The following is a 20,241-nucleotide window of genomic DNA, read 5'->3' as shown; positions in this document are numbered from 1 at the left end:
GATTATAAGAGGAAAATGAAAAAGAATAGGTGATAGCATGGCAAACTTAAAAGATATTCAAAAAGCGGTTGAACAAGGGAATATGGAATCGGTCAATCTGTTGCTGGATCAGTATTTACTGAGCGGCGATCCGGACGAGCAGTATGGTTTGTCTGAATGGTTTGCGGAGATCGGATTTGTTGAAGAAGCGATCAAAGTATTAGAGCACCTCCAGTATATTTTTCCGGAAGAAGCTCAGCTGGCAATTGATAAAGCCAATATGCTGATTGAAGCTGACCGCGAAGACGAGGCGCTTAATGCCTTGATGGAAATATCGAAAGAAGATGAATTATATCCGCAGGCACTTGTGACATTGGCCGATTTGTTCCAACTGCAAGGTTTGCTTGAGGCGGCGGAAAGCCGCTTGAACGAAGCGATCGAGCTGTTGCCGGATGAACCGTTATTGATGCAGGCAAAAGCGGAGCTGCTATTGGATTCAGGACGTTATTTGGAATCGGCGAAGATTTATCAGGATTTGAAGGAACAGCGTGTCCAAATAGAAGGAGTCAATCTATCGGAACGGCTCGCTGAAGTATATAGTGCCGGTGCAGCCTATGAAGAAGCACTGCCGTATTACAATGAGGCGCTGGATGATTTGAAACAGCCGGACGTCATGTTCGGAGCAGCTTTTGCGGCATTCCAGACCCGCCAATATGACATGGCCGTCCGCTGGCTTGAAGAGCTGATTGAAATTGATCCGGATTATTTCTCGGCCTATTTCCTGCGGGCACAAAGCTTGAATATGGCAGAAGACTACAAAGGTGCCTACAAAGCCATTCAAGAAGGCATCGCCCGAAACGAGTTTGAGAAAGAACTGTATTTGTTTGCAGGCAAACTAGCGCTCAAGCTGGGCGATAAAGAGGCAGGCATCGATTACCTGCGCCAAGCAATAGCGCTGGATCCGGAATACATGGAAGCCATATTTACGTTGGTGTCTTATTTCCATGCTGAGGAAATGGATGAGGATGTGCTTGAGTTGACGGAAGCGGTAGTCGCCCGTGAAGACGACTGGGCGGGCCTTTACCCAATGATTGCGGAATCTTATGCACGCACAGAGCAGTTTGTCCAGGCCGCTGCTTATTTTGATAAAGCGTATCCGTCATTTTCGGAAGACCCGGATTTTCTTGAAAAATATGCTCGCTTTTTATTGGAAGAAGGAAAACGGGAACGCGCCATCGAAATTATTAAAGAGCTACAGAGTCTGCAGCCGAACAATCCTGAGTGGTTTGATTGGCAACAGTCTGTGGAATGAAAGGGGGAATAAACATGACCGCATCAGTTTCAGTGGGAGAGAAAAAGCAGTTTGTCCGTTGGTTCTTGCAGTCTCACAAGATGAAAAGACGGGAATGCATCTGGATCCTCAATTACATGCTCAGCAATGAAAACTTGCTTGAAAAAACTCATTTTGTGGAAGAAGCGCATTACTGCCCTCGCGCAATGGTCATGTCCTCGACCGAGTCGAAGGAAATTCCGTTTCGCTTCTATAAAGGCAACCTGATGACGGCTGACGCGGAAAAGTCTTTCCATGATCTCCGCCTCAACCCTGAACAGGAATTATATGTACAATTGAATTTTCCGAACCGTCCGCCGTCTCCGCTTTACTTGTCTGTTTTGGAGGAAAATCCATACATGCCGAAAAACGCCTCCTATAATGACCAAGACCGTTTAGTGGCGGAAAAGGTGCTGGAAGAAAGTATGTCCGCTTTCCAAGAGGAAGCGATATTGAAGCAGATTGATGAAGCACTCGATTCGAGTAACAAGGAAAAGTTCTTCGAATTGTCTGAGCTGCTGCAATCAGTGAAGAACATGAGAAAAAATGGAGAGTGAAGAAAACTTATGTATTTTATCGGCAAAGATATGGACCAATTCATTCAACAGAAAGACTACGTTGATACGGCTATCGTGCCATTGCTCGAAGTTGATCTAAGCAACGAAGGTGTAAAGAGAAGTGCTGGGGCGTCCGAGTACTTGCAGTCCTTAACCGCTTTACTAGAAAAACAATTTAAAGGGCGGATACTTTTGCTTCCGCCTATTTCTTATGCAAAAAAAGCAGATCGTGAAAGGATTGCGGATGAACTGAGACAAGAGCTCGAAGAGGCTGGGTTCAAACATGTGTTTTATTTGACGACAGATGTTGCTTGGAGAACAATTGACAGCCTGGAAAATATCATATGGCTGCCGGCAATTCCAATCGAACATATGGATCAGAAATTCCGGAATTCCGTGATGGAAGACCAGTTGCGCCAGGTGCTTCCGCTCTTTACAAAAGAGTGGACAAAGCCTTCATGAAATGTTCACAAACTGCTCTATTAGATATGCAATAGATGGAATGCAATATTGACCTGCACTTTCTATTGATATATCATTAGGTTGTCCTAGTAATTATATTTGAATGAGTATGTCCATTGGACTGACCTTGAATGTTAGAGGGGGGAAAAGGATGAGTAACAATCGTGTATCAAGACGTCAATTTCTAGGTTATACTTTAACCGGTGTTGGTGGTTTCATGGCAGCAGGAATGCTAATGCCGATGATTCGTTTTGCGGTAGACCCGATTCTTCAAGAGAATACGGCTGGGGATTTCATATTGACTGACCAAGCGGTAGCTGATCTATCAGAAGAACCAGTGCGTGTTGACTTTGCATATGAGCAAGTTGATGCATGGTACACTTCAGAAGTGACGAGCTCTGCATGGGTATACAAAGAAGGCGATAAAATTGTCGCACTTTCACCAGTCTGTAAGCATTTGGGATGTACAGTGAACTGGGCAGCTGACCCGGAACACCCTACCCAATTTTTCTGTCCGTGCCACGCTGGGCGCTATGAAAAAAATGGCCAAAACATTGCAGGAACACCACCGCTTGGACCGCTCGATGAATTCGCAGTTGAAGATCGAAACGGCTTTCTTGCGATCGGTGCAGTAAAAGCAAACAGTTTAATTTAATAGTTTAAGGGGGTACGACACCAGTGCTAAACAAGTTATATGATTGGGTTGATGAGCGCTTGGACATCACGCCGATCTGGCGTGATATTGCTGACCATGAAGTACCGGAACACGTAAACCCCGCACACCACTTCTCAGCATTCGTTTACTGCTTCGGAGGACTAACATTCTTCATTACAGTAATTCAGATCTTATCAGGTATGTTCTTAACAATGTATTATGTACCGGATATTGAAAATGCTTGGCAGTCGGTTTATTATCTTCAAAATGAAGTTGCTTTTGGAGAAATCGTGCGCGGGATGCACCACTGGGGATCTTCTCTAGTAGTTGTTATGATCTTCCTTCATACGCTACGTGTATTCTTTACAGGAGCTTACAAAAAACCACGTGAATTGAACTGGATCGTCGGCGTATTGCTGTTCGGCGTAATCTTAGGTCTGAGCTTCACTGGCTACTTGCTTCCGTGGGATATGAAAGCTTTATTTGCAACAAAAGTAGGTATTGAAATTGCCGCATCGGTTCCAGTAATCGGTGGCATGATCAAAGTCCTTCTTGCCGGGGATTCAACAATTCTCGGTGCACAAACTTTAACACGGTTCTTCGCGATTCATGTATTCTTCTTGCCTGCCGCATTACTTGGGTTGATGGGCGCGCATTTTGTCATAATCAGAAGACAAGGTATTTCAGGACCGCTATAAGATTCAGCGGTCGTAAGGATTTATAAAGGAGGGGACACTATGCATCGCGGAAAAGGGATGAAGTTCGTAGGGGATTCTCGTGTGCCTGGTTTGCAGCATCGTAAACCAAATATCCCTAAAGATTATTCCGAATATCCTGGTAAAACAGAAGCTTTCTGGCCCAACTTCCTTTTGAAAGAGTGGATGATTGGTGCTGTCTTCTTGATCGGATACTTGCTGTTGACTGTTGCGCATCCTACGCCTCTTGAAGGCCAAGCAGATCCAACGGATACAGGTTATATTCCATTGCCAGACTGGTATTTCTTATTCTTATATCAATTGCTAAAATATGAATTTGCATCTGGTCCATTCAACATTGTCGGTGCAATCATTATGCCAGGACTTGCGTTCGGTGCTCTAATGCTAGCGCCATTCTTGGATCCAGGTCCAGAACGTCGCTTGTCAAAACGCAAATTGCCATTGGCGTTCGGTCTTTTGTCAGTAGCTGCAATTATCTTCTTGACTTGGGAATCAGTAGTAAACCACGACTGGGAAGCTGCTGAAGCTCAAGGGCAAATCGTTGAGGAAGTACAGATTGATACGAGCGATCCTGGGTATGAAATTTATGCAGGTTCAGCATGTATCAGCTGCCACGGCGACAACTTAGAAGGCGCGGTTGGACCGGCTCTTACCAATACAGAATATACAGCTGAAGAAATCGCTCAAATTGCTGTAAATGGTATTGAAGAAGACGGCCAGCAAAAAATGCCGCCATCATGGGATGGTTCAGACGAAGACTTAAAAGTCATGGCTGAATTCATCGATGGTTTATCTGAATAATTAATGTGAAAAGAGCCGGGAAACCGGCTCTTTTTTACTACTCGGAAAGGGGGAGAAGCGATGGTATCCTCTATGCAAAAACTTTCTGTATGGCTGATGTACCGGCCATTTTTGCTTCTATTATTTATCGTCAATCTGCTTGGAACGATTTATGGATACATATGGTATGGCTGGCAATTAAAAATTACAGAACCGAAGTTTCTAATCTTTGTACCGGATAGCCCGACAGCCAGTTTATTTTTCACTATCATTTTAGGGCTATGGCTTTTCGGAAAGCGCAGTCCGTTGTTTGAGGCGCTGGCATTTATCACACTGATCAAGTACGGCTTATGGGCTGTCGTCATGAATTTTCTTACTCTTTGGCAGGCAGGAGAAATCGGCTGGATGGGCTGGATGCTTATCGGTTCACATTTTGCTATGGCGCTCCAAGCGGTTCTTTACATAGACCATTATCGCTTTGGCTGGTGGTCAGTTGCCCTTACGGCAATTTGGACGCTGCACAATGATGTAATCGACTATGTGTTTGGGCAAATGCCAATTTACAGCAGCTTAAATGATTATAGTGCTCAGATCGGCTATTTTACTTTTTGGCTGTCGATAGCTTGTATAGCGTTTGCCTGCTATGTAGCTAACTTAAACAAAGCAAGAGCATATCAATTGACCAATACTGACATTTCTTAGTAAAATAAGAGTATGAAATAGTAAGAAAGAGGTGTAGAAATACATTATGGGATTTCTTGTTTACTTTATTGTGTTGCTTGCGTTGCCGTTATGGGCTCAGTTCAAACTGAAAAGAACTTATAGCAAGTATTCGAAAGTCCGCTCGACTTCTGGCCATACGGGCGCACAAGTTGCCCGAATTATATTGGACCAAAACGGCCTGCACGATGTAAAAGTTGTTGAAAGCCGTGGAATGTTGAGTGACCATTACAATCCGTTAACGAAAATTGTTGCTTTAAGTTCTCATAACTATCACGAAGCTTCTGTTGCGGGCACTGCCGTTGCTGCGCACGAAGTAGGCCATGCGATTCAGGATGCGGAAGCGTATTCGTTTCTTCGCTTGCGCCATCGCCTAGTTCCTTTGGTGAATGTATCATCAAATGCATCATGGATCTTCATTATGATCGGGCTTTTTTCTCAATGGAGCGGCGCTTTGTTGCTTGGTATTGTGCTTTTAGCAGCTGGTGTGCTATTCCAACTCGTCACTTTGCCTGTAGAGTTTAACGCATCAAGCCGTGCAATGGACCAATTGCTTTCGCACAATATTATCCGCAATGAAGAAGAAAGACACGCGAAAAAAGTATTGAGCGCTGCAGCCATGACTTATGTGGCGGCGACAGCTGTAGCAGTACTTGAACTTGCTCGTCTCCTGTTAATCTACTCAAACATGAATCGTTCATAAAAAAACCGTTCCGAATTTTTCGGAACGGTTTTTCTATGAGGTTGATTGCAAGCAACTGATGCTTTTATCCAATCGGCTGTTTTTTATCATCGAGCGTAAATCCCTCGCCCATGACATCATGAACTTCAATTAGTGAAACAAAAGCATGGGGATCGACGCTATTGATAATATTTTTGAGCCGGACAATCTCGTTTTTTGCGACTACGCAATACAGCACTTCACGCTCTTCTTTTGTAAAGTGTCCATAGCCGCGAAGAATCGTTATGCCCCGATCCATTTCAACAGCAACCCGTCTCGCAATCTCCTCCTGATAGTTGGAGATGATCAAAGCGCCACGACCGGAATAAGCGCCTTCCTGGACAAAGTCGATAACGCGCGCTCCGACGAAAACAGCAACTAACGTGTACATCATTGTACGGTTATCCAAAAATGTTGCCCGAGAAAGAAGAATGACAACCGCATCGAACAAGAACATTGTCTTGCCCATGCTCCAGCCGCTGTATTTTTGTACAAGGCGCGCGATAATATCCACACCGCCGGTTGTCCCGCCATACCGGAAAATAATGCCAAGTCCAATCCCGACAAAGACACCTGCAAACAATGTCGCCAAAAACAAATCTTCGTGAAGATTGATTTGGACTTCGTAAACAAGGAATAGCTTTAAAAATACAGATACTGCAATTGTGCCGATAATGGTATAAAGAAAGACTTTTTTTCCAAGCAGCTTCCAGCCGATAAAGAATAGGGGAATGTTTAGCAATAAGTTCATCAATGCAGGATCCCATTGGAACAAGAAATACAAAATCAGCGTAATGCCTGCAAACCCGCCTTCACCCAGTTCATTTTGGATATTAAAGTGAACAAAACCGAAACTGTAGATTGCGGCGCCGACCAAGATAAAGAAAATGTTTTTAATTTGTAGCTCTTTTAGCAAAAGATCAACTCCCATCATTAATCCAACTCTTGTATTATCAGCTATGAGAATGATTTTGACAACATCCCCCATTTTCTTTACGATGAAAAGAGGAGTGTGATGATATGGCTGGACATAAAACGATGAACGAACTTCAACAAGAAGTGGACCAATATATCGGACAATTCAAAGAAGGTTATTTTGAGCCTTTGGAAATGCTTGCTCGGCTTACGGAAGAACTTGGAGAACTGGCGCGTGAAGTGATTCATGTACACGGGCCCAAGAAAAAGAAAGCGACTGAAGAAGAGAAAAGCATCGAAGACGAAATGGGAGATATGCTTTTCGTATTGATTTGTATGGCAAATTCAATGAATATTGATTTGGAAAAAGCGCATGACCGGGTTATGCATAAATTCAATACTCGAGATAAAGACCGCTGGACAAGAAAGGAAGAAGCCGAATGACAATACGTGTAGCAATAGCTGGAGCCCGAGGCAGAATGGGCCAGGAGGCAGTACATACAATTATGAAAAATACGGAAATGGAATTGGTTGCGGTGTTGGACTATAAGGATATAGGAAAGACACTCGAGGATACCAACCTTTTCCCGCCGTCCTATGGAGCACCTATTTTTACCGATTTAACAGAACTGCACAAAAAAACAAGCCCGGACGTACTAGTTGATTTAACGTCACCGGAATCGGTTTACAAACATACAAAAGAAGCGTTGGCGCTTAACATCCGTCCGGTCGTCGGGACAACCGGCTTTACCGATGAAGAATTGGAAGAACTGACAGCCATCTCGAAAGAATCGGGACTTGGCTGTATTATTGCCCCGAATTTTGCTGTCGGCGCTGTATTGATGATGAAGTTTGCGGAGCAGGCAGCCAAATACTTGCCTGATATTGAAATTATTGAAATGCATCACGATCAGAAACTGGATGCCCCGTCAGGCACAGCATTGAAGACCGCCAACTTGATAGCAGCAGTGCGTCCAGCCCATGTTCAAGGCCATCCAAAAGAAAAAGAAACGTTTCCTGGAGCAAGAGGCGCAGATTATGAGGGCATGCGCATACATAGCGTCCGGCTTCCTGGGCTTGTGGCTCACCAGCAAGTTCTTCTTGGAGGAGAAGGGCAGCTATTGACAATTCGCCATGATTCGTTCAATCGAGGTTCGTTCATGTCTGGCATTGTGCTGTCTGTAAAAACCGTCATGAACTTGAAAGAGCTCGTCTATGGACTTGAGCATATTATCGACTAGAAGGAGGAAGATGGAATGAAAATCGCGTTAATTGCTCATGACCGCAAAAAAGATGATTTGGTTCAATTCGTCACTGCTTATCAGCCGATTTTAGTCCAACATTCACTTTATGCGACAGGAACGACAGGACAACGAATCATGGACGAAACCGGTCTGAATGTTACCCGCTTTCGGTCCGGGCCTCTTGGTGGCGATCAGCAGATTGGTGCGATGATAGCTCAAGACGAGATGGATATGGTCATCTTTTTCCGGGATCCATTGACCGCTCAGCCGCATGAACCGGATGTGACGGCATTAATCCGATTATGCGACGTATATGGAGTTCCGCTTGCAACGAATATGGGAACAGCTGAAGTACTGTTAAAAGGCTTATCAGAAGGATTTGTGGACTGGCGATTGATTCGCGGGCGGAGAGAATAGGAGGAGCAGCTTTGCGAAAAATGAAGATCGGCATTACGTGTTATCCGACAGTTGGAGGGTCCGGGGTCATTGCAACAGAACTTGGAAAAATGCTTGCTGAAAAAGGGCACGAAGTGCATTTTATCACATCAAGCACTCCGTTTCGATTGAATCGGAATTACCCGAATGTCTATAGCCATCAAGTGGATGTCAACAGTTATTCTGTGTTTCAATATGCTCCTTATGATATTGCGCTTGCCACAAAAATAGCTGAAGTCATCCAGAACGAAAAACTCGACCTGATGCACGTCCATTACGCCATTCCTCATGCAGTATGTGCAATTCTTGGCCGTGATATGGCGGGAGCCGACATAGGCATTGTCACGACCCTCCATGGCACTGATATCACAGTGCTTGGAACGGACTCTTCATTAAAAGAAGCTATCCGTTATGGCATCGAAAAATCTGATATTGTTACAGCTGTATCTGATTCTTTAAAAGAGCAAACGTACGATATGATTCAACCGGACAAAGACATCCAGACAGTCTATAATTTTGTGGATGAGCGTGAATACCGCTTAAAAGACGTTGGAAAGCTGAAAAACGAATTCGGCATCGGTGATCAGGAAAAAGTTCTCGTTCATGTTTCCAATTTCCGTAAAGTTAAACGGGTTGGCGACGTGGTAGACACTTTTTACCGCGTGCAACAACAAGTAGCCGCAAAATTGCTGTTGATCGGGGACGGTCCTGAAATGGGGCGGGTCGTTCAACAGGTCCGGGAACTTGGCATAGAAGAACACGTGCTGTTTCTTGGAAAACGTGATAATTTATCCGAGCTTTACAATATATGTGACCTGAAACTGCTGCTTTCTGAGAAAGAAGCGTTCGGGCTTGTTTTACTCGAAGCGATGGCTTGTGGCGTTCCGGGCATCGGAGCACGGATCGGTGGTATGCCTGAAATCATCTCTCCGGGAACTAATGGCTATCTGATCGATTTGGGTGACGTTGAACAGGCCGCCAGTTATGCACTGAAGGTTTTAACAAACGATGAACTTCATCAGCAATTAAAGCAAGGCGCGTTAAATACCGTAAAAACCCGGTTTCACTCAACTGCTATCCTTGAGCAATACGAAGCCCTTTATGAATCGTTGCTAGACCGGAGAGAACCGTCATGAAAACGGCTATCAATGTTATCCGTACTCTTGAGGATGCCGGCTATGAAGCCTATATGGTCGGAGGGGCGGTACGGGATTTTTTGCTTGGGAAGAAGCCGGATGATTTTGATGTGGCGACAAACGCTGCTCCTGAAAAAGTGAAAGAACTTTTTAACCGGACAGTGGATACCGGAATCGCCCATGGCACGGTACTGGTGCTGCTTGATGGCGAAGGAATCGAAGTTACAACGTTCAGGACCGACGGCCTGTATACGGATATGCGAAGACCGGATTCTGTCGAGTTTGTCCAATCGTTGGAAGAAGATTTGAAAAGGCGTGACTTCACGATCAATGCCATGGCGATGTCCGAGGATTTGCATGTTATCGATTTATTCGGCGGGAAAAACGATTTGAAGAAACGCCTCATTCGAGCTGTCGGGAACTCGGACAAACGATTTCAAGAAGATGCGCTGCGCATGTTGAGGGCCGTCCGGTTTTCGGGCCAGCTCGATTTTGAAATTGACAGTGAAACTCTGGCTTCCATTCGGAGACAAGCCCATTTGATTCGTTCGGTGGCAGTAGAGCGCATCAAAACCGAACTCGATAAAATTTTTGCCCACAAGCATACAGCCCGCAGCATGGCCTATTTAGTCCACTCCGGGTTAAGTAGTAATTTGCCAGCAGGTACATTGTTTGAATTGGATTGGTCCAATTACAAATCTTGTGGTGACCACTCAATGGGATGGTGCTACATGCTTTACCGGCAAGAAAAAAAGATAGAGGATATTGGAGATTATAAATTTTCCAATGATGAAAAGCGTTTGATGGCGAAAGCGTTAGAAGCGGCAAGGCTGGAGGAATGGAATGCATGGACTTTTTATGTTTTTACAGCTAGAGAACTGGCTATCGCCCGCTTTTTATCGGGCAGGGATGTGGATGTTCAACTAGCAAAAAAAAGTTTGCCTATCCAATCGAAAAAAGAACTTGCGGTAACCGGCAACGATTTGATGCATTGGAGCGGGAACAAACAAGGGCCATGGCTAAAAAAATGGCTTGCGGATATAGAACAGGAAATTGTTTTTGCCCGTTTGGAGAACAACAAAGAACAGATAAAGGGATGGTTTTCGCATGAATATCACCGTCACGCATGAATTAGCAAAGCGATTAATGGAAGCGGGCGGAGAAGCTCTTTCCGGCCAGTATTTGGCGGATGAATTTGGCATATCAAGGACAGCAGTGTGGAAACACATAAAAGAGTTGGAAGAAAAAGGATATACAATTGAATCTATAAAGAAACGCGGCTATATATTGAAGGAAATCCCTGATACACTAGAACCCATCGCCATTCAGCCGCTTTTGAAAACAGCTAAAATTGGCCAAGTAATGGAGTATATCGACTCATGTCCTTCCACGCAAATTCTTGCGCATAAATTTGCACAAGAAGGCGCACCAGACGGAACAGTCGTTTTGACTGAGACACAAACTGCTGGCCGTGGAAGGCTTGCACGCAAATGGGATTCAGCACCCCAAAAAGGAATATGGATGAGCGTAATTCTCCGGCCGGATGTGGTTCCACAAAAAGCGCCACAATTCACTTTGGTTGCAGCTGTTGCCGTAGTCCGCGCCATTGAGGAAGTAACCGGACTAAAACCGGAAATCAAATGGCCGAACGATATATTGCTCAATGGCAGGAAATGCACCGGCATTTTGACTGAATTACAGTCTGACGCGGACGGCATCCAGGCATTGATCATCGGTATCGGCATGAATGCTAACCAGGAGTTAGAAGATTTCAGTCCGGAAGTAAGGGATATTGCGACATCGTTGAAAATGATGGACGGGAAAACAGTGGATCGCCAAGAATTAGTCCGGTCGCTTCTTTTCTATTTAGAGCAATATACGAATCTTTATATCGAACAAGGATTCAAGATGTTGAAAATAATGTGGGAAAGTTATTCATCCACTATCGGGCGTCCTGTCCGCGCCCGGATGGCGAAAGAAACGCTTGAAGGCATCGCAGAAGGCATCACCGATGAAGGGGTTTTGCAATTGCGCACAAATGATGGCAAGCTTCACGGCATTTATTCCGCGGATATTGAGATGAAAAATTGATGCTTGGTTTTTTTATTTGCGTTCTGGTATAGTGTTTTTAGTGGGCGGTATCGCATGCGAACTGCACCCGTACTTATCGATTCAAAAATCCAATTTTATATTTCTGCCTTGATCTTTTTAGACAGGGACGGAGGAAACCTACAAAGACTTTTCTGTCCTTCTGTCCTTTTTGCGGCTGAAGGGCTTTTTATATGGTTTGGTTTGCTCCAAAAAAGGAGAGAGAATGTGTGCAAACGATTCAAACGATCACAGAACTGAATAAATGGGTCCGTGAAGTGAAAAATTCCGGGCAAACGATCGGGTTGGTCCCGACAATGGGTTTTCTTCACGAAGGGCATTTGTCGTTAGTCGAAAAAGCCAAGCAAGAAAATGACAAAGTGGTCATGAGCATTTTTGTCAATCCGGCACAATTCGGGCCGAATGAAGATTTTGACCGTTATCCACGGGATTTGGAACGCGATGAGCGATTAGCAGCTGCTGCGGGAACCGATATTATTTTTGCTCCCTCCGTCGAGGAGATGTATCCTCGTGATTCGCAAATTTCAATTTCTGCCGGTGCTCAGGCGGAGGTGCTTTGTGGAGCGAAGCGTCCGGGCCACTTTGATGGCGTCTTGAAAGTTGTGACGAAGCTATTCCATTTAACCCAAGCTGACCGGGCATATTTTGGCCAAAAAGATGCGCAGCAGTTGGCGATCATCGAATCTTTAGTGGCCGATTATAACTTTCCTCTTTCGATTCGTCGAGGGGAAACGGTGCGGGAAGCGGATGGTCTCGCCAAAAGTTCGCGTAATGTTTATTTAAGTGAAAAAGAGCGTGCGGAAGCTCCTCATTTAAACAAAGCGTTGCGGCTTGGGAAACAACTTCTTCTAGAAGGCAAGGATCCACTGCCTGAAATGGCGGCTTACTTAGATGAAAACGTCTCCGGAAAAATTGATTACATTGAATTGCATGACTATCCAACGCTTACTAAAAACATTATGGACGAGGCCATATTGGCACTTGCTGTTCAATTTGAAAAAGCGCGTTTAATCGATAACATCATTATAAATTTAAAGGGGAACTGAACATGTTGCGAATGATGCTGAATGCTAAACTTCATCGTGCTACTGTAACACAAGCCGATCTTAACTATGTCGGGAGCATAACCATTGACGAAGATTTATTGGATGCAGCGGGGATGCTGCCAAATGAAAAAGTCCATGTTGTCAACAACAATAACGGGGCACGCTTTGAAACGTATATTATCGCAGGAGAAAGAGGAAGCGGCGTTATTTGCGTGAATGGTGCAGCAGCCCGTCTTGTCCAAAAAGGGGACATTGTCATCGTATTGACTTACGGTTATGTCATGGATGAAAACGCACGGAGCCATAAACCGACCGTCTGCATCATGAACGAAGACAATACAATCCGGGAAATCATTCACTACGAACCGGAAGCTACCATTATGTAACAAAAAGCCTCCTGCTATGGAGGCTTTTTAATATTCTCGATTATCTTTGGGTAACCGAAAAAACAATGGTTGAAAAGGCAACAGAATAGGACTTTTCGTTAAAAGACGGATGCTAGAAGGATATGGTACAATTTTTAAGAAAGAATCACCTTAGAAAGAGGGATTTTGATGAACACGCAAAAATATGTTGTTGTCGATATTGAAACAACGGGCCATTCCCCTGCAAAAGGTGACCGGATTATTCAAATAGCGTTAGTGACGATCGAAAAAGGCGTTATTGTTGATACATATACGAAATTTATTAATCCCGGAAAAAAAATTCCGGCGTTTATCCAAGACTTGACGAATATTTCGGATAAAGACGTAGCACAGGCGCCTCCTTTTGAAGAGTATGCCGAAACCATTTTTTACAAATTGCAGGACGCCATATTTGTGGCGCATAACACAAATTTCGATTTAACCTTCTTACAAGCTGAGCTGAAACGGAGCGGACTGCCGAAATGGCATGGGCTTGCTATGGATACAGTCGAGCTGACGCGTTTAATGTACCCGACAGCATTCAGCTATAAATTGCAGGATATCACAGCAGAGCTTGGCATACCATTGACCAGTGCACACCGGGCGGATGACGATGCAATTGCTACAGCGCATCTGTTTTTGCGTGCCCAAAGGGATATGGAGCAGCTTCCTTATGACACATTGGCGCTTTTGCATAAACGTTCGTTCCAGTTGAAATCGGATCTTTCCCGTTTGGTATTTGAATTGATGCAGAAAAAAAGAAATGCACAGCCTGATGCGTTTGATCGCTTTAACGGCATCCCGCTGAAAATCAAGAAAAAACCTTTGGATGATGAAGTACTTGAAACCGCCTCTGGCACCTGGGAAGAACGGTTAGAAAAAGCGTTCCCCGATTTTGAACGCCGGCAAAGCCAACTTGATATGATGGATGCTATTCAAAACACGCTCTATAATAATGGAGAAATGGTTATCGAAGCTTCTACTGGAATGGGGAAGACCATTGCATATTTGCTGCCTGCGGCGGAATTTGCTTTTGCCGAAAAAAAGCAAGTGGTCATCAGTACTTACACTACCCATCTCCAAGACCAATTGGTTCAAAATGAAGGGAGAATTGTGGGAAAAGTCATGGGATCTCCCCTTCGCATTGCGTTGATAAAAGGGCTTAGCCATTATATCGACTTAACGCGGTTTTCGGAATTGCTGCAAGGTGAGGATGAGTCTTATGACGAAACGTTTACCATCATGCAAGTGCTGATATGGTTGACATCCACAGAAACAGGCGATCTAAATGAACTCAACGCTTCAAGCGGCGGCCAGTTTTTCCTTGATAAAATCCGCCGTTCGCATATGAGGAGGCTGACTCCGACAGAAAAACGCTTTGATTTTTATGAAAATGCCCTTGTGCAAGCAAAAGAAGCGCATATCATAGTGACAAATCATGCATTTTTATTGAATCAACGGATGCCCAATCCTTCAATTTTAAAAAATGTCGGTGCATTTATTTGGGATGAAGCCCATCAAGTTGTCCAAGCAGCCATCACCCAACATGAAAAAACATTTGTTTATACACAATGGAAATATATTTTCGGCCAACTTGGCCTCTATGATGAACAGCAATTGTTCGCAAAACTTTACGAGGTTGCAGAACGCACCGGTTTTGCTACAGTGCCGGAATTATTGAAGTTAGAGTCGTTATTTACTAAGTTTGCCGCCATGTTTGATGAAGTGAGTGCCATTCTTTCGGCGGGGTTTGCTGAAAAGTTCAGAAACAGCCGCCATCAGAAATGCTCTTCCTTATTAAGTGAACTGGACATAAACAAAGACCGCTTTTTCGAAATGCTTCGGTATTTGAACGAATGGATTGACTTGTCCCAGCTCATTTTGCAAAAAGCGGAACGGCTGACAGAAAAATCGGTTCAAGATAAGATCATTATCACCGACTGGCGATATTGGACAGAAGAACTCATGCTGAAATCGGTTGAATTCAGCGAGATTTTTGTTTTCCCCTTGGCAGATGAAGTTAGCTGGATAGAAGGTGATTTAAGGAGTTTGCCAAATAGCTTATCGTTTTACAAGAGGCCATTCGAAGTGACATCGCTTGTAGAAAATGTTATTGGTCCAGCCCGCGGGAAGAAAGCGGTCATTTGGTTGTCAGGTACTATGAGCGTTCCTTCAAACGAACGGTTCATTGTCAACCAGCTAGGCATTCCAAGTCAAGTGGGGATATCGAAATTTGATCCGCCAAAAGATTTTTACCAGGGAGCCCGTGTTTTCATTGTCGAAGATATGCCGGACATTCAGCAAGTCTCCCAGCACGATTACATTGAGTCTGTTGCTGATGCCGTTGTCCAAACCGTGCTAGTCACTGAAGGGCGTTGTTTTGTGCTGTTTACTTCCCAGGATATGCTGCGCAAAACTGTCGAACTGATCCAGGATACCGGCCTGCTGGAGGACTATATGCTTTTCGCCCAAGGAATTTCTTCAGGAAGCCGGCTGAGGCTGTTGAAATCGTTCCAGCGTTTCCAGAAATCCGTGTTGTTCGGAACCAATAGTTTCTGGGAAGGCGTGGATGTGCCTGGAGACGCTTTGCGCGCAGTCGTCGTCGTACGCTTGCCGTTTACGTCCCCGGACGAGCCGATCTTCAAAGCAAGATCAGAAGCGATCGCAAAAGAAGGCGTCAATCCATTTATCCAGTATGCCTTGCCAGAAGCCGTATTAAGGCTTCGCCAAGGATTCGGGCGGCTGATCCGATCGAAAAATGACAGAGGGTTATTCATCGTATTAGACCGGCGGATCGAGACAAAATCCTATGGCAAAGAATTTATAAGCTCCTTGCCGAAAGTGAAAGTCTCAAAAGTGTCCTTAGAAAAGATGGTAACGGATATTGAAGATTGGTATAATAAGCAATGAAAGTTTGCCAAGAAGGAAAAGCGGTTGAAAGCTCTGCTTTCAGCATTCGCTGGAAACCGGAAAATTGGCAATGGGTGAAAAAGTGAAAGGAAGGTCGCACACATGGAATCCAAAATTGAAGTTCTTACTACTGTCAACGTATCGTATCAAGAGGATTTATATAAAGTGGTGGACGCCTTGAACCGGACATTAAAACATAATAATTTGATGTTTGGCTTGGCGCTTGATAAAGAAGATCAGACAAAAGCGGTTTTCACAATTTATAAGACTTAGGTGATTAAATGAAGCAATGGGTTACATTTATTTTAGGCTTTCTTTCTTTTCTAGCTGTCGCATTGATGATTTTGATCATCATTCTTGGAAACAAGCCTTTTTCGGCAGTTGAGAAACAAGCGATAGACCGAGTGGAAAGTGAAGAGCTTATTGCAGAGGTTGACCGGGCATATGTCTATTCAAACAGCCAAACTTCGGTCACTGTTATTGGAACAGATTTAGAAGGCAAAGCAAAAGCTGCTTTTGTTCCTTCAGGAGATGGTGAAATAGAAGCGATTGATCTCGAAGATAAGGTTACCGCAAAAGAAGCCCGTGAAATTGCGCTGAAGGAAATGGATGTTAAAGATATACTGCATACGAAATTGGGGATGGAAACTGAAGGGCCGGTATGGGAAATCGCTTTTATCAATAAAGAAGATCAACTGAATTATGTTTACATTCTTGCTAAAGATGGAACTTGGTGGAAACGTATCTTGAATTTGTGAAAGGGTTGATAACATTTGAACAACTTAGCAAAACGCGTCCAAACTTTAACGCCTTCAACAACACTGGCAATTACAGCAAAAGCGAACGAATTGAAAGCTGCTGGAGTTGACGTCATCGGTCTAGGAGCAGGCGAGCCGGATTATAACACACCGGAAAATATTCTGACCGCTGCTTATCAGTCCATGAAAGAAGGAAAAACAAAATATACGCCTTCCGGCGGGCTGCCGGCATTAAAAAAAGCAATCATCAGCAAATTGGAGAAGGACCAAAACTTATCCTACGAGCCGAAAGAAATTATGGTCGGAATTGGCGCGAAACACGTTTTATATACGCTATTCCAAGTGTTGCTTAACGAAGGCGATGAAGTGATCATTCCAATTCCTTATTGGGTTAGCTATCCTGAACAAGTAAAACTGGCGCAAGGAGTTCCTGTATACATAGAAGCAACATCCAGCCAAGCATATAAAGTGACTGCAGAACAATTGAGAAAAGCCATTACGGATCGGACAAAAGCTGTAATTATCAATTCACCGAGCAATCCGACTGGTATGCTTTACACGAAAGAAGAGTTGGCTGAGCTTGCTGATGTTTGCCGCGAATCGGATATTCTGATCGTCTCTGATGAAATTTATGAAAAATTGATTTACGGTGAAGCGGTCCATACCTCTGTTGCAGAACTGTCGGAAGACGCTAAAAAACGGACAATCATCATCAATGGCGTTTCGAAATCTCATTCCATGACAGGATGGCGTATTGGCTATGCAGCTGGAGATGCGGAAATCATCAAAGCGATGACCGATTTGGCTAGCCATTCTACATCAAATCCGACAACAACTTCGCAATATGCAGCAATCGAAGCTTATGACGGCCCACAGGAAGCAGTAGAAGAAATGCGGCAGGCATTTGAAGCCCGCTTAGAAGCCATTTTTCCAAAAGTGGCAGCGATTCCCGGATTCAATGTAATTCGTCCGGAAGGAGCCTTCTATTTATTACCGGAAGTTGAGAAAGCAGCCCACAAAACCGGCTATTCCTCTGTAGATGAATTCGCAACAGCTTTGTTGACAGAAGCGAATGTCGCTGTCATTCCAGGATCTGGATTTGGAGCTCCCAAAACAATCCGCTTGTCATATGCAACATCGCTTGAGGCGTTGACAGAAGCAGTTGAACGCATCAATCAATTTGTAACATCGAAATGGCAAGACTGAGAAGATTATATTTTGGAGGCTAGTATGAAAAAGATAACAATTGCTGAAATGGCAAACTATAATGGACAAACAATCAAATTAGGCGCTTGGGTAGCTAACAAGCGTTCAAGTGGAAAAATCGCTTTTCTTCAACTTCGCGATGGTACAGGTTTTGTACAAGGCGTAGTTGTGAAAGCGGAGGTGGGGGAAGAACTGTTTGCAACGGCAAAAGGCCTGACGCAAGAAACTTCTCTTTATGTGACAGGCGAAGTAAAAGAAGATGAGCGTTCATCATTTGGTTATGAGCTGCAGGTGACCGGTATTGAAGTGCTTCATGTTGCGACCGATTTCCCGATTACGCCGAAAGAGCACGGCACAGAGTTTTTGATGGATAACCGCCACTTATGGCTTCGTTCAAGAAAACAGCATGCCATCATGAAAATCCGTAATGAAATCATTCGGGCAACATACGAGTTTTTCAACAATAACGGATTTGTCAAAGTAGATCCACCAATTTTAACAGGTTCAGCACCCGAAGGAACTTCCGAGCTATTTGCTACAAAGTATTTCGATGAAGACGCGTTTTTATCGCAGTCTGGTCAACTTTATATGGAAGCTGCTGCGATGGCACTAGGGAAAGTATTTTCATTCGGCCCGACATTCCGTGCAGAAAAATCGAAGACACGCCGCCACTTGATCGAATTCTGGATGATCGAACCGGAAATGGCTTTTGTTGAACACGAAGAAAGCCTGGAAGTTCAAGAACAGTTCGTTTCCCATATTGTTCAATCAGTCTTGAAAAATTGTGCATTGGAACTGGAACGTTTAGAAAGAGATATATCGAAACTTGAAAAAATAAAAGCGCCATTCCCGCGTATTTCATACGATGATGCCATCAAATGGTTGAATGACAATGGCTTTGACGACATCAAATGGGGCGATGATTTTGGTGCGCCGCATGAAACGGCGATTGCTGAAAACCATGATATGCCAGTCTTTATTGTTAATTACCCGATCGGCATCAAACCGTTTTATATGCAGCCGCATCCGGAGCGCGACGATGTAGTCCTTTGTGCAGATTTGATCGCTCCTGAAGGGTATGGAGAAATCATCGGCGGTTCTGAAAGGATTCACGATTTTGAATTGATGAAACAGCGCATCAATGAGCACAATTTGGATGAACAGGCATATGCCTGGTATCTGGAGCTCAGCAAGTATGGAGCAGTACCGCATTCCGGTTTTGGTCTTGGACTTGAACGGACGGTCGCGTGGATCAGTGGAGCCGAGCATGTACGCGAATCCATTCCGTTCCCGCGTTTGTTAAACCGTCTTTATCCATAATAATTACTTTAGATCCTGGCATAAACGGCTCGAGCTACTAGAAGACTCAGCCGTTTTGTGCTGAAAAATAATGACAAAATGGGCACTACGCTCGATGCACAAACAAATAGAAAGGTGGTTGGGATATGCAACAGCCGAATCGACTGCAGACTTGGATCGAGCAGGGAAATGTGAACATTTCCCAGCTTTTTTTTCAATTCTATAAGGAATTGAAAATCACGGACGAAGAAGCGATGTTGCTTATGCATATACACGCGTTTCAACAGCAAGGAAATCACTTTCCCACCCCTGATGAAATAAGCGCCCGCATGATGACTTCGCAATTAAATGTCACTACAATGCTGCAAAAATTGATTCAACTAGGTTATTTAGCCATTGAACAAGAAAAGGTAGAAGATGTGTTGACTGAACGGATCTCGCTTCAACCGCTATGGGACAGGCTTTTAGACTGTGTATACAAAGAGCAGCACCAAGAAAAAGAAAACACGCAGCAAGAAATGGAAGGCGAAATTTTCCAGCTGTTTGAGCAGGAATTTGGCCGTTTTCTTTCGCCGATGGAAATTGAAACCATTTCCATGTGGATGGACCAAGATGGGCATACGCCAGCAATAATCCGGATGGCTCTTAAAGAAGCTGTCATATCTCAAAAAATCAGTCTGCGTTATGTGGATCGGATTTTATTCGAATGGAAAAAGAAAAACATCAAAACGAAAACAGAAGTATCCAAACACGCAACATCATTCAGAGAAAAAAATATTCGGATCCAGCCTGCGGGAAATTCGGCAAAAAAAGTTCAATTTTACAATTGGCTGGAAGACCGCAATTAGAAGGTGATCGG

At 44.1% G+C, this 20,241-nt stretch carries 23 protein-coding genes; 22 read left to right on the top strand and 1 reads right to left on the bottom strand.

The genetic code is table 11. The annotated features are described in order from the left end of the window. Positions 1–37: 37 nt before the first annotated feature. The 8 genes from B0H99_RS01080 to B0H99_RS01045 all read left to right on the top strand — a co-directional run bounded on the left by B0H99_RS01080 (position 38) and on the right by B0H99_RS01045 (position 5,902). Positions 38–1,291 carry a tetratricopeptide repeat protein gene (locus B0H99_RS01080; RefSeq protein WP_106531770.1) on the top strand — a complete coding sequence of 418 codons (1,254 nt, stop codon included), beginning with the start codon at positions 38–40 and terminating at the stop codon, positions 1,289–1,291. Positions 1,292–1,305: 14 nt separating this feature from the next. Beyond that, complete coding sequence (locus tag B0H99_RS01075) at positions 1,306–1,866, top strand: ReoY family proteolytic degradation factor (RefSeq protein WP_106531769.1); 561 nt, start codon at positions 1,306–1,308, stop codon at positions 1,864–1,866. 9 nt (positions 1,867–1,875) lie between these two features. Next, a complete protein-coding gene (locus B0H99_RS01070; protein WP_106531768.1) occupies positions 1,876–2,328 on the top strand; it encodes a YpiF family protein in 453 nt (150 codons plus the stop codon). A 151-nt stretch (positions 2,329–2,479) separates the two neighbouring features. After that, positions 2,480–2,983 carry a QcrA and Rieske domain-containing protein gene (locus B0H99_RS01065; protein ID WP_106531767.1) on the top strand — a complete coding sequence of 168 codons (504 nt, stop codon included), beginning with the start codon at positions 2,480–2,482 and terminating at the stop codon, positions 2,981–2,983. 23 nt (positions 2,984–3,006) lie between these two features. After that, the gene (qcrB, locus tag B0H99_RS01060; RefSeq protein WP_106531766.1) at positions 3,007–3,681 is read left to right on the top strand and encodes a menaquinol-cytochrome c reductase cytochrome b subunit; all 675 of its coding nucleotides are present in this window, start codon (positions 3,007–3,009) and stop codon (positions 3,679–3,681) included. Positions 3,682–3,720: 39 nt separating this feature from the next. Continuing rightward, positions 3,721–4,500: a menaquinol-cytochrome c reductase cytochrome b/c subunit gene (locus B0H99_RS01055; protein WP_106531765.1), complete on the top strand. Its 780-nt coding sequence runs from the start codon at positions 3,721–3,723 to the stop codon at positions 4,498–4,500. Positions 4,501–4,560: 60 nt separating this feature from the next. Continuing rightward, on the top strand, positions 4,561–5,181 hold the full coding sequence (lhaT, locus tag B0H99_RS01050) for a lipoprotein heptaprenylglyceryl N-acetyltransferase LhaT (RefSeq protein ID WP_106531764.1): 621 nt from the start codon (positions 4,561–4,563) through the stop codon (positions 5,179–5,181). Positions 5,182–5,227: 46 nt separating this feature from the next. Next, the gene (locus tag B0H99_RS01045; protein ID WP_106531763.1) at positions 5,228–5,902 is read left to right on the top strand and encodes a zinc metallopeptidase; all 675 of its coding nucleotides are present in this window, start codon (positions 5,228–5,230) and stop codon (positions 5,900–5,902) included. A 64-nt stretch (positions 5,903–5,966) separates the two neighbouring features. Here B0H99_RS01045 and B0H99_RS01040 read toward each other — a convergent pair whose 3' ends face one another. Next, on the bottom strand, positions 5,967–6,854 hold the full coding sequence (locus B0H99_RS01040) for a YitT family protein (RefSeq protein WP_425440373.1): 888 nt from the start codon (positions 6,852–6,854) through the stop codon (positions 5,967–5,969). A gap of 86 nt (positions 6,855–6,940) precedes the next feature. Here B0H99_RS01040 and B0H99_RS01035 point away from each other — a divergent pair, with 86 nt between their 5' ends. From B0H99_RS01035 to B0H99_RS00970, 14 genes are all read left to right on the top strand, one after another. Continuing rightward, positions 6,941–7,279: a nucleotide pyrophosphohydrolase gene (locus tag B0H99_RS01035; protein WP_106531762.1), complete on the top strand. Its 339-nt coding sequence runs from the start codon at positions 6,941–6,943 to the stop codon at positions 7,277–7,279. Next, complete coding sequence (dapB, locus tag B0H99_RS01030; RefSeq protein WP_106531761.1) at positions 7,276–8,076, top strand: 4-hydroxy-tetrahydrodipicolinate reductase; 801 nt, start codon at positions 7,276–7,278, stop codon at positions 8,074–8,076. Before B0H99_RS01035 ends, dapB begins: the two co-directional genes overlap by 4 nt. 15 nt (positions 8,077–8,091) lie before the next feature. After that, positions 8,092–8,496: a methylglyoxal synthase gene (gene mgsA / locus B0H99_RS01025; protein WP_106531760.1), complete on the top strand. Its 405-nt coding sequence runs from the start codon at positions 8,092–8,094 to the stop codon at positions 8,494–8,496. A gap of 11 nt (positions 8,497–8,507) precedes the next feature. Next, positions 8,508–9,650: an N-acetyl-alpha-D-glucosaminyl L-malate synthase BshA gene (bshA, locus tag B0H99_RS01020; RefSeq protein WP_106531759.1), complete on the top strand. Its 1,143-nt coding sequence runs from the start codon at positions 8,508–8,510 to the stop codon at positions 9,648–9,650. After that, a complete protein-coding gene (locus B0H99_RS01015) occupies positions 9,647–10,780 on the top strand; it encodes a CCA tRNA nucleotidyltransferase (protein WP_106531758.1) in 1,134 nt (377 codons plus the stop codon). The genes bshA and B0H99_RS01015 overlap by 4 nt, the downstream gene beginning before the upstream one ends. After that, positions 10,758–11,741 carry a biotin--[acetyl-CoA-carboxylase] ligase gene (locus tag B0H99_RS01010; protein WP_106531757.1) on the top strand — a complete coding sequence of 328 codons (984 nt, stop codon included), beginning with the start codon at positions 10,758–10,760 and terminating at the stop codon, positions 11,739–11,741. Before B0H99_RS01015 ends, B0H99_RS01010 begins: the two co-directional genes overlap by 23 nt. 227 nt (positions 11,742–11,968) lie before the next feature. Beyond that, positions 11,969–12,805 carry a pantoate--beta-alanine ligase gene (panC, locus tag B0H99_RS01005; protein WP_146137230.1) on the top strand — a complete coding sequence of 279 codons (837 nt, stop codon included), beginning with the start codon at positions 11,969–11,971 and terminating at the stop codon, positions 12,803–12,805. A 2-nt stretch (positions 12,806–12,807) separates the two neighbouring features. Beyond that, positions 12,808–13,191 (top strand): aspartate 1-decarboxylase, encoded by a 384-nt coding sequence (gene panD / locus B0H99_RS01000; protein WP_106531755.1) that lies wholly within the window; start codon positions 12,808–12,810, stop codon positions 13,189–13,191. 168 nt (positions 13,192–13,359) lie between these two features. Beyond that, complete coding sequence (gene dinG / locus B0H99_RS00995; RefSeq protein WP_106531754.1) at positions 13,360–16,119, top strand: ATP-dependent DNA helicase DinG; 2,760 nt, start codon at positions 13,360–13,362, stop codon at positions 16,117–16,119. 102 nt (positions 16,120–16,221) lie between these two features. Continuing rightward, on the top strand, positions 16,222–16,392 hold the full coding sequence (locus B0H99_RS00990) for a YpmA family protein (protein ID WP_106531753.1): 171 nt from the start codon (positions 16,222–16,224) through the stop codon (positions 16,390–16,392). Between the two features lie 8 nt (positions 16,393–16,400). After that, a complete protein-coding gene (locus tag B0H99_RS00985; protein WP_106531752.1) occupies positions 16,401–16,877 on the top strand; it encodes a cell wall elongation regulator TseB-like domain-containing protein in 477 nt (158 codons plus the stop codon). 15 nt (positions 16,878–16,892) lie between these two features. Beyond that, entirely contained in the window at positions 16,893–18,083 is a 1,191-nt protein-coding gene (locus tag B0H99_RS00980; protein ID WP_106531751.1) for a pyridoxal phosphate-dependent aminotransferase, read from the top strand. Positions 18,084–18,107: 24 nt separating this feature from the next. Next, a complete protein-coding gene (asnS, locus tag B0H99_RS00975; protein WP_106531750.1) occupies positions 18,108–19,403 on the top strand; it encodes an asparagine--tRNA ligase in 1,296 nt (431 codons plus the stop codon). Between the two features lie 125 nt (positions 19,404–19,528). Continuing rightward, positions 19,529–20,230, top strand: coding sequence for a DnaD domain-containing protein (locus tag B0H99_RS00970; protein WP_106531749.1), 702 nt, complete (start codon positions 19,529–19,531; stop codon positions 20,228–20,230). Positions 20,231–20,241: the final 11 nt, after the last annotated feature.

The organism is Planomicrobium soli (assembly GCF_003014655.1).
Lineage (GTDB): Bacteria > Bacillota > Bacilli > Bacillales_A > Planococcaceae > Planococcus > Planococcus soli_B.
Note: the sequence above shows the minus strand (reverse complement) of the source record. Positions and strands in the feature narration are given on the sequence as shown.